Source organism: Erythrobacter sp. JB2-19, assembly GCF_057365005.1.
The window spans coordinates 2247485-2257041 of record NZ_CP200290.1; the positions used below are offsets into that span (position 1 = coordinate 2247485).

The 9557-nt window shown below is 58.2% G+C and carries 12 protein-coding genes; 9 read left to right on the forward strand and 3 right to left on the reverse strand.

From position 1 onward, the window contains the following. Positions 1-45: 45 nt before the first annotated feature. Positions 46-651, reverse strand: a complete 606-nt coding sequence (locus AC0V6O_RS10850) for a J domain-containing protein (RefSeq protein ID WP_486143930.1) — start codon at positions 649-651, stop codon at positions 46-48. Positions 652-701: 50 nt separating this feature from the next. Here AC0V6O_RS10850 and AC0V6O_RS10855 point away from each other — a divergent pair, with 50 nt between their 5' ends. The 3 genes from AC0V6O_RS10855 to AC0V6O_RS10865 all read left to right on the forward strand — a co-directional run bounded on the left by AC0V6O_RS10855 (position 702) and on the right by AC0V6O_RS10865 (position 2352). Then, entirely contained in the window at positions 702-974 is a 273-nt protein-coding gene (locus AC0V6O_RS10855) for a BolA family protein (protein ID WP_486143932.1), read from the forward strand. 74 nt (positions 975-1048) lie between these two features. Further along, the gene (locus tag AC0V6O_RS10860) at positions 1049-1888 is read left to right on the forward strand and encodes a helix-turn-helix domain-containing protein (RefSeq protein ID WP_486143934.1); all 840 of its coding nucleotides are present in this window, start codon (positions 1049-1051) and stop codon (positions 1886-1888) included. A 5-nt stretch (positions 1889-1893) separates the two neighbouring features. Next, positions 1894-2352 (forward strand): NUDIX hydrolase, encoded by a 459-nt coding sequence (locus AC0V6O_RS10865; protein WP_486143936.1) that lies wholly within the window; start codon positions 1894-1896, stop codon positions 2350-2352. 12 nt (positions 2353-2364) lie between these two features. On the opposite strand, the gene AC0V6O_RS10870 is transcribed toward AC0V6O_RS10865, so the two are convergent. Further along, positions 2365-2967 carry a DUF6445 family protein gene (locus AC0V6O_RS10870; RefSeq protein ID WP_486143938.1) on the reverse strand — a complete coding sequence of 201 codons (603 nt, stop codon included), beginning with the start codon at positions 2965-2967 and terminating at the stop codon, positions 2365-2367. Positions 2968-3151: 184 nt separating this feature from the next. Here AC0V6O_RS10870 and AC0V6O_RS10875 point away from each other — a divergent pair, with 184 nt between their 5' ends. Together AC0V6O_RS10875 and AC0V6O_RS10880 are read left to right on the forward strand one after the other, a co-directional pair. Then, on the forward strand, positions 3152-3964 hold the full coding sequence (locus AC0V6O_RS10875) for an SDR family NAD(P)-dependent oxidoreductase (protein WP_486143940.1): 813 nt from the start codon (positions 3152-3154) through the stop codon (positions 3962-3964). Between the two features lie 5 nt (positions 3965-3969). Then, the gene (locus tag AC0V6O_RS10880; RefSeq protein ID WP_486145597.1) at positions 3970-4857 is read left to right on the forward strand and encodes an alpha/beta fold hydrolase; all 888 of its coding nucleotides are present in this window, start codon (positions 3970-3972) and stop codon (positions 4855-4857) included. Positions 4858-4863: 6 nt separating this feature from the next. Here the strand turns inward: AC0V6O_RS10880 and AC0V6O_RS10885 are convergent, their stop codons facing one another. Next, positions 4864-5928: a DUF2332 domain-containing protein gene (locus tag AC0V6O_RS10885; RefSeq protein WP_486143942.1), complete on the reverse strand. Its 1065-nt coding sequence runs from the start codon at positions 5926-5928 to the stop codon at positions 4864-4866. Between the two features lie 101 nt (positions 5929-6029). Here AC0V6O_RS10885 and hisG point away from each other — a divergent pair, with 101 nt between their 5' ends. The 4 genes from hisG to thiL all read left to right on the forward strand — a co-directional run bounded on the left by hisG (position 6030) and on the right by thiL (position 9396). Beyond that, entirely contained in the window at positions 6030-6710 is a 681-nt protein-coding gene (gene hisG / locus AC0V6O_RS10890) for an ATP phosphoribosyltransferase (RefSeq protein ID WP_486143943.1), read from the forward strand. Next, on the forward strand, positions 6710-7999 hold the full coding sequence (gene hisD / locus AC0V6O_RS10895; protein ID WP_486143944.1) for a histidinol dehydrogenase: 1290 nt from the start codon (positions 6710-6712) through the stop codon (positions 7997-7999). Before hisG ends, hisD begins: the two co-directional genes overlap by 1 nt. Beyond that, positions 7996-8448, forward strand: a complete 453-nt coding sequence (gene nusB / locus AC0V6O_RS10900) for a transcription antitermination factor NusB (protein ID WP_486143945.1) — start codon at positions 7996-7998, stop codon at positions 8446-8448. The genes hisD and nusB overlap by 4 nt, the downstream gene beginning before the upstream one ends. 90 nt (positions 8449-8538) lie before the next feature. After that, complete coding sequence (gene thiL, locus AC0V6O_RS10905) at positions 8539-9396, forward strand: thiamine-phosphate kinase (RefSeq protein ID WP_486143946.1); 858 nt, start codon at positions 8539-8541, stop codon at positions 9394-9396. Positions 9397-9557 lie beyond the last annotated feature (161 nt).

Sequence of the window (9557 nt, forward strand, 5' to 3'; positions counted from 1 at the left end):
TTTGATCCCGCAAGATTGCACTCGAAATGCTATGGTTGGCAACGGCTAAGTAAGGGCGCGCGCTTTCCGTAGCAATTGATAGGCCTCCACCACCTTGCCGAGGCGTGCTTCGTATTTGCGGTCCCCGCCATTGCGGTCTGGATGATAACGACGCACCAGCTCCGAATACCGCTGGCGCAGGCGCGGTCGGTCGGTATCTCGTCCCAGGCCCATGGTCTCAAGCGCGCCGATCTCTTCCGCAGAGAAACGTGATCCGCCAAAGCCGGTGGGAACAGCCTCTGCATCCCGCCTGGCGCGCCCTTTTATCCCCGCGGCCCGCGCGGAGATCGCGTCCAAGGGATCATCGAAATCAGCCCAGCGCGGCATGCCATCGATGCCGGCGGTTGGCTTAAAACTCGGGCTTTCGGTCTTCCAACCGGCCGCTGGCGATTGAGCTGCAAGAATTTCCTCTGCATTCATGCCTTCGAACCAATCGTAGCCCGAATTGAACTGACGCACATGTTCCAGACACATCCAGCGCCATTCCCCCGGCCCGTCAAAGCCATTGGGGCGACCGCCAGGCGCGCGAAACTCGCCAGCCTCCTCGCAGCCCGGAGCTTCGCAATCGCGTGCAGCGTCTTCGTGACGTCCATGAAACTTGGCAGAGCGCATGAAAATAGAGCATGGGGTCTGCGAACCCTAAATCCAAGAGAGAGAACGCGATGAACGGCTCAATTGCCCAAGAAATGTCACAGCTGTTGACCAAGGCTTTTTCGCCAAGCAAGCTCGATATCATCAATGACAGCGCACAGCACTCTGAGCACGCTGGCGATGATGGCAGCGGCGAATCGCACTTCACCATTGTGATTGAGGCAGCACAGTTTGCCGATATGAACCGGCTAGCTCGGCAGCGCGCTGTTATCGCTGCATTGGGTGACATTGTCGGAGAACGGGTGCATGCTGTTGCAATAAAGGCAAGCGCGCCGGAGAGTTAGAGCGAGCCAATCGCCGCGATTGCACAGGGAAGCTGGGGAGCAAAGACGATGCGAGCTTATGGTCAGGCCAACTGATGTTGCTGTCTCGCACCTATCACCCTTCGGCCGCAGTCGCGCCCTACATCAGGCGATTTTACGTGTTTCAAGCACAACTGCCCGATGCCATGGTGATCGAGGATTTTCTGCTGGCAGAAACTGCATTTGTTCGCTGTCTAGTCGAAGGCGATTGGTCTGGCGAGGTTGCACCCGGCGAATGGTCGCGGCCAAGCGACACATTGCTGTTCGGGGCCAATTCAGGACCGTTTAAGGTCCGGGTAAAGGGCAGTTTCAACGTTGTTGGCTTTGCCATTCGGCCCAGCGCATGGCGCGCTTTATTCGCCAAGCCCCACCCTGAATATTTTGATCGGCTGCTGCCTTTGGCTGAGGAGTGGGGTGATTTGGCCAATCAATTACAGCGCGGCATCAGTGCTGCGAGCGATGATCAGGCGAAGGTTGCCGCGATGGAGGCCATTGTCTTGCAGCGGGTCAAGGAGCACGGGCACCCAGAAGTCGACACGCAGCTCGCCAAGTTTGAGGTGTTTGCCCGCAGAGACAGCACGATCAGGATTGATCTGGCCGCTGAAGAAATTGGCATATCCATCCGCCAGCTTGAGCGCCGCTGCAAGGATGCATTTGGGCTGACGCCGAAGGGCGTTTTGAGGCGCAGTAAGTTCCTGGACATGGCGGCCGCAATGCGCGGATTTGGCAATGCCAGCGAGAAAGACCTGGCGGAATTGCGCTATTTCGATCAGTCGCATCTCAACCGCGAATTTCGTAAATTCACACGGATGACACCGGGGCAATTCAAAAATGCCGTCACGCCTTTGCAGACCGCTGGTCTGAAACTGCGCGAAGAAAGCCGGAACGAGGACTAGGTCACATGCGTAATCCAGGCCAAAAGCGCATCCGGCGCGCGGCGAGGGTTATTGTTCTCAACCCGCAGGGTCGCGCCCTGATGTTTCGGTTCAACGTCGCAAAGCGGCCGCCATTCTGGGTGACCGCAGGCGGCGAATGCGACGCTGGCGAGAGCTTTGAAGAGGCGGCAAAGCGCGAATTGCTGGAAGAGACCGGAATAGTCGCCAACCCAGGCCCGCAAATCGCCCAGATCGAGCCGGAATTCATCACCGTTGAGAGCGAACCCGTTCGGGCGGATGAGCGCTATTTCCTAGTGCACAGCGAAAGCGAACTAATCGACACATCCCGCCATACGGATCTTGAGCGCAAAGTGATGACGCAGCACCGCTGGTTCACATTGAGTGAGCTTAAGGGCTGGCACGAAGCGATCTACCCAGAGAATATTGCCGAGGTAATCCAGATCGGGCTCGGCAACTTCGACTAAAGCAGCTCGAACTCAACCAAGTGTAAAAAACATCGTGTAGATCAACCGGCCATTCTCGATCGAGGTGCCAAAGCCTTTGCCGGAAGTGTGGAATAACCAAGGACGCAGTAACAATAACCGATTGTAACGCATCGGTATTTTCATAGTCTTTTCCCAGGCATCATGGTTCAACGCATCGGCATCAATCGTTTGCTTTATCGCATCTGCCTGCGAGGCAAAGCCTGCAGCATGCGCCGCCGCATCATTGAATGGTGTGCTCTCAAGTCCCGTTTTCTTATGCCGGAAAAACTCAGTTCCTCCTTGGCAGTGTTCTGCCTTGGTTAAGTACAATATGCCCGACCATTGCGAGAGATCATTATGAATCGCTGGCACATCATCGTGCTCTGCCAGAGTGACGCGAAACTTGCCGTGGGATTGGGGCGGATCGACTGGCTTAAGCCTCTCACCGACGAGCTGCGAGACATACTGATCCAAACCCGGCAAGTCTGCGCGCTCTTTAGAGTTACGACCTACGTACGGCCCCTCCAACTCAGGATACTCGAGCCCTAGCGCTTGCTTACGCATTCCATCCGGGTTCTCCAGGAAATCATCAACCACAAGAAACGAAATGGCCATTAAACAACTTTCCGTAAAAGCGGCGCAAACCGCCACGCCTAAAAATTGCAGGTCGCTGTAAGCTGTAGGAAAAAATTTTCAATTCCGCACTTGGCGCGCGCAATTCAGCATTCGCATGGCAATCATCTGTGAGGGCTTGCCAGCCTGCTGATACTCAATCATCTTTCCCGTGAGGGAGCATTGAATGGACTACACCGGCAAAACCGTTTGGATCACTGGCGCATCATCGGGGATTGGCGCCGCACTGTCGCGCGAGTTGGCGCGGCGCGGTGCAAACTTGATCCTATCGGGCCGCGATGAAACGCGGTTGGCTGAGGTCGCGAGGGATTGCGGCGAGACATTACTTCTGCCCTTTGACGTGCGCGATGACGCCGCGCTTGCTGATGCCACAACCAAAGCAATTGCTTGGAAAGGCCGGGTCGACCTGGCATTTGCCAATGCTGGCGTGTCTCAGCGCAGCCGGGCGCTCAACACCGATATGCAGGTCTACCGCGATATCATAGATATAGACCTCACCGCGCAGATCGCATTCTCACAAGGGCTGATCGGCCACATGGTCGAGCGAGGCTCCGGCGGCATCGCCTTTATCTCATCCATCGCGGGCAAAGTCGGTGTGCCGATGCGCACAGCCTACAGCGCGGTGAAATTTGGCCTCGCCGGCTATGGCGATGCATTGCGCGGCGAACTGTCGCAGTCCGGCGTCAACGTGCACATGATCTATCCCGGCTCCGTCGCCACCAATGTCGCGCGCAACGCCCTGACGGCTGATGGCGCGAAACGCGGCCGCTCCGATGATGTGATCGACAATGGCATTTCAGCTGAAGATGCAGCGAACACAATGCTCGACGGAATTGCCGCCGGCGAGCGCGAGATCATCGTTGCGCAAGGGGCAGAGCTGGCGATGGGTGAGATGCGCCGCACGCCCGATGCTCTATTCGACCAGATCGCTGGTATGGTCGCCAGCGGCTATATGGAAAAAATGGAAGCAGAGGATTGAGCGCGATCGAACAAAAACGTGTGCACCTCGCCAATGGCATTCATCTGGATGTGGTCGATGAAGGACCTGTCGGTGCCCCAGTCCTGATTTTCCTGCATGGATTTCCAGAAAGCCACCGAACCTGGCGCAATCAGATCGCGCATTTCAAAGATCGCTTCCGCTGCATTGCGCCCGATCAGCGCGGCTATCGCGGCTCATCTAAACCACAAGAGGTCGATGCCTACACGCCGGATAAGCTGATCGGCGACATCTTCTTACTCGCTGATGCGCTGAGCATTCCGAAATTCACGATCGTTGGCCATGATTGGGGCGGCGCGATTGCCTGGGGCGTCGCATTGGGCGGCCAACATATGCGGGTAGAGCGCGCGGTGATTGCCAATGCCCCGCACCCCTCGATCTTCCAGAAATTGCTCTACACCCATCCAGGTCAGCGCGAGGCAAGCCAGTACATTCGCGGGTTTAAGGACAGCGCGAATGACGCGCTGATCAAGGATCAAGGCCTGACCGGCCTGATGCTACAAGAGGTGAAATGGGACCGCCCAGCCGCGATGGAGCCAGAAGAACGCGAGGCTTTGCTGCGCGATTGGCAAAACCGCGATGCCGCCTTTGGGATGATCAATTATTACCGCGCCAGCCCGATTACTGTACCGACCATGGACGAACCCTTCGCAGTACCATCGGACTACACCGGACCGGTCCTACCGCAATTGACGATCCCGACACTGGTGATTTGGGCAATGGACGACTTGGCTTTGCCTGCGGAAAATCTCGAAGGGCTCGACGAGCTCATTGACGATCTAACCATCGAGCAAGTGCGTAATTGCGGGCATTTCGTACCTTGGGAGGCGCCCAGTGCCGTCAATGCGGCAATGGAGAGATTCTCGGCCAGTTAGTCCGCTCTAGCCGGCGCTCCCCTCCACCCAAGCGCCATGGGGGTGCGCGTGGGCGAGACACACTTCGTTCTCGCCGTCCGGCCAATATCGAACCCTCAGTTCGTGGCGAAATGTCGCGGGATCTGTTTCGAGCGCGATCCATGCCAGCGGCTTTTCGGTGGTGGCGCGCGCGCCAGCCTGCTCCATCGCTTTCGTGATCACCGATTGCGTTTCAGCCGGCATATATTGCCACATGATTGAGTGAAACATCACGCGGGTCGTTTCATCCGCTTGCGGCTTAGCCAATTGCTCACGCACGAATTTGCCCGCGTCCATCTGCGTTAGATCGGGCGCGCGTTCCCCGGCGAGCTGGATAGCAGCATCAATCCGCTGCATCCGTTCCTGCGCGTCTGGCCAGACATAGCTTTTGAGCCGAAGCGCCGCGTCCGCATCGCTGAGATCAATCGGCCCGATGTCGCAGCCGCAAATCGAGGCAATCTCGATGTCTGCGACAGGCGGCGAGGCCCCGCGCCATTCAGGTATGATCTGCATTGGAGAACTTGGCGGCCCACTTTCCGTCGCGCCTAAACGGTAAAAGTAGCGATCCATCATAGTGTTGACCCCGGCACTTGCGCCGAGTTCAAACATATCGAACCTCGCCGGTACGCGCTGAGCCAGCCACAACAGGCCAGCGATGAAGCTAGCGGAGCGCCCGGCCTCATTGGTTTGCGGCGGCCCATCAAACCACGGGATCAGAGCGACATCGTGCGCCTCCACCACCGCGCAAACCAGCGCATCGACCTCCGCCTGATCTGTGACCTCGCCATGATAAACAGGGGCCAGACGATCATCCGCCCCGCTTAGTAGTAAGTAATGCAAGCCACCTGCAATTCGGAGTGGCATCGCATCCTTCAGCGTAAGCCCCGGCCAGTTCGTCATCCGCTGGGCAGTGACGGTGTCACCCGTTGCGGCGGCGGTCAAAGCGCGAACAATCCGCGCGGTGCAAGGCGCTCCATTCTGCTCAGCATGGGTCGCCTGCCAGTCCAAGGCCGCGTCAAAATCTGAGGTGTCCATAATTGCGCCGTCACCCATGTAACGTGTCTCCTCGCTATGTTGGTCACGCGATCAAAGGCAGGTTTACCTGATCGTCCGTGTTGCCCTTTGGCAGTGCAATGCCTAAGTGCGGCTCCGCAATGACTACGGACAATTCAGGCCAGCTCACCTTTGCCATTCCCAAGGGGCGGATCCTCGATGAGGCTCTGCCTGTAATGGTGCGCGCCGGTGTTGAGCCAGAGGCCGCGTTTCACGACAAGAGCAACCGCGCGCTCAGCTTTGGCACAAATCGCGCCGATATGCGACTCATCCGGGTCCGCGCATTTGATGTGGCAACCTTCGTGGCGCATGGTGCCGCTCAAGTTGGGATTGTTGGTTCTGACGTGATTGAAGAGTTTGATTACGCTGATCTTTACGCACCAGTGGACCTCGATATTGGCCATTGCCGCCTGTCGGTTGCGCAGCGTGTTGATGACACGGCAGAGCAATCCAGCGCGAGCCACCTGCGGGTCGCGACCAAATATCCCAGCCTGACCCGACGCCATTTCGAAGCGCAAGGCATTCAGGCCGAATGCGTGAAGCTCAATGGCGCGATGGAACTCGCCCCCTCACTTGGTCTCGCGCGCCAGATTGTTGACCTCGTGTCGACTGGACGGACGCTGAAGGACAATGGCTTGGTAGAGACATCGAAGATCATCGATATCTCTGCCCGGCTGATCGTGAACCGCGCAGCGCTGAAAACCGATCCGCGCGTGGCAGAGCTTGTCGCCGCATTCCGCGCAGATATGGAGGCGCAAGCCGCCGAAAAGCAGGTTGCATAATGCAAAAGCTGTCGATCAAAGATGCCGATTTTGAGCAGCGCTTTGCCAAGATCGTCAATTCCCGGCGCGAAAGCGGCGAGAACGTCTCTGGCAAAGTCAGCGACATTCTGGCGCGCGTTAAAGCAAAGGGCGATGCAGCGCTGGTCGAATACAGCCAGCGCTTTGATGGGCACAGCCTGAGCACTGAAGAAGACTGGTCGATCTCGCCCGAAAGCTGCGAGGCAGCGTATAACGCTCTTGAGCCGGAATTGCGCGACGCCCTAAACCTCGCCGCTGCCCGTATTGAGGCCTATCACCGCGATCAAATCCCTGCGAACCGCGACTTCACCGATGAAGCCGGCGTGCGCCAAGGTGCCGTATGGCGCAGCGTCGATGCCGCCGGGCTCTATGTGCCGGGCGGGCGGGCGGCCTATCCCTCTTCGTTGTTGATGAATGCGATCCCGGCAAAGGTTGCGGGTGTGGAGCGGATTGTTGTGGTCACGCCGACGCCCAAGGGCAATTCCAACCCGCTGGTTCTTGCCGCCGCACATGTCGCGGGCGTTAGTGAGATTTGGCGCGTTGGCGGAGCGCAAGCAGTCGGCGCGCTGGCCTATGGCACCGAGCGGATCAGGCCGGTCGATGTGATCACCGGCCCCGGCAATGCCTATGTCGCGGAGGCCAAACGCCAGCTTTACGGTGTGGTCGGCATCGATATGGTCGCGGGGCCAAGCGAAATTCTGGTCATCGCCGATTGCGACAATGATCCGGATTGGATCGCCGCTGACTTGCTGAGCCAGGCAGAGCATGACCCAACCTCGCAATCGATTCTGATCACCAATGACGCGACCTGCGCCGCTCAGGTTGAAGACCGCGTGACCGTCCAACTGTCGCAGCTCACCACCGGCAAAACCGCCAAGCAAAGCTGGGACGATCACGGTGTGATCATTCTGGTCGAAGATTTGGACGAAGCGCCTGCGCTCGCAGACCGACTGGCCGCTGAACACGTCGAACTCGCTGTGGCTAATCCAGAGGCACTGTTTTCAAAGATCAATCACGCGGGCAGCGTGTTCCTGGGCCGCATGACGCCAGAGGCCGTGGGCGATTACGTCGCCGGGCCCAATCACGTATTGCCAACCGGCCGGCGCGCACGCTTTTCTAGCGGGCTGTCCGTGCTCGACTTCATGAAACGCACCAGCTTTATCGCGCTGGATGACGACGCCTTTGCCGCGATCGGCCCGGCGGCGGCCACCCTCGCCCATGCAGAGGGATTGCCCGCGCATGCCAAATCAGTGGAACTTCGCCTCAAATGAACACGCCCGCTCGCTCTCAAGCCCGCTCAACCGCGCGGCTCGCCGCTGTCCAGGCGCTCTATCAACTGCAGATGGAGGGCACTGCGCTCGCCAAACTGCTTGATGAGTTTCATCAGCATCGCTTGGGCAAAACGATCGATGAAGACGAATTCGCCGATGCCGAAGTTGAGTTCTTCGATGATGTCGTGCGCGGGGTTGAGGCGCGCGGTGAAGAGATCGATGCTTTGCTGACCTCGAAACTGGCCGATGGCTGGACGCTGAAACGCCTCGACAAGACCATGCTGCAAATCCTGCGCGCTGGTACCTATGAGCTGATTGCACGCAATGATGTGCCAGCGGCAGCCGCGATCAACGAATATGTCGATGTGGCGAAGGCATTCTTCGATGACCGCGAAGCCAAGTTTGTGAACGGCATTCTTGATGCCGCATCAAAGGACGCGCGTTCGTAAGAGCTAGCTTATGCTGAGCATTTCGATGCGAGAGTGCTGCCAGATCCGTTGCCCTTCGACAGGCTCAGGACGAACGGATAAGGTTGCTCAATGAACGAAGCCGATTTCATCGCTGCATTGCGCACGCTGCCGCTCCACTCTGGTGCGCGAGGGTTGAGCGATGACTGTGCCGTTTTGGAAATCGGCGACGAAACTCTGATCCTGACCCATGATATGATGGCTGAGGGTACGCATTTCCGCCCCGATGCCGAGATGGCCGATGTCGCTTGGAAACTAGTCGCCTCCAACCTGTCTGACCTAGCCGCAAAGGGCGCTGAGCCAATTGGAGTGCTGCTTGGCCATTCGCTAGGGCAAGATGACGAGCATTTTCTTGCAGGCCTCAGCGAAGCGCTCAGCCGCTACAATGTGCCAATTCTAGGTGGGGACACCGTTTCCGCCGCAGGTCCGCGTACCTTTGGACTAACCGCCATTGGTCGTGCCTCGCACACGCCAGTACCTTCGCGCAGCGGTGCTTCACTCGGCGATGCATTGTATGTCACGGGCATGCTCGGTGCCGCCATGCTCGGTTTTGAAGGTGCGCCTGAGCATCTTGAGGCATTCAACCGCCCTCGCCCGCTGTTGCAGCAAGGCCAATCGCTAGCGCCGCGTGTAAGCGCGATGATGGATGTTTCAGATGGTCTGTTGCTCGACGCCTTTCGATTGGCGGAGGCGAGCGAAGTCACCCTAGCACTCGAGACCAACAACGTTCCAGTCGCTGATACCGAGCGCCGCGAGGACTGCATCCGCTGGGGCGATGATTACGAGCTACTGTTCACCGCGCCAGAAGGGCTGACCCTGCCCGTTTCAGCAACGCAGATTGGCACAGTTCAACCGCTTGGCTTCGCCCCGCTTACGCTCGACGGCGACCCAATCGTCAATGCACAAGGCCTCGGCCATCAGCACGGCTGATCGTACACCGATCAAGAACAAACCGATAATTGGCACGTCAGCCCACCGACAATCGGTGGAGAGCGGGCTTGTCACTTCCCCACAATCGCGATAGCCAATGCGCCAAGCGCTCCCACCATAAACGAGGAGCGCATTTCCACACGTTCAAGAGGGGATTTTTT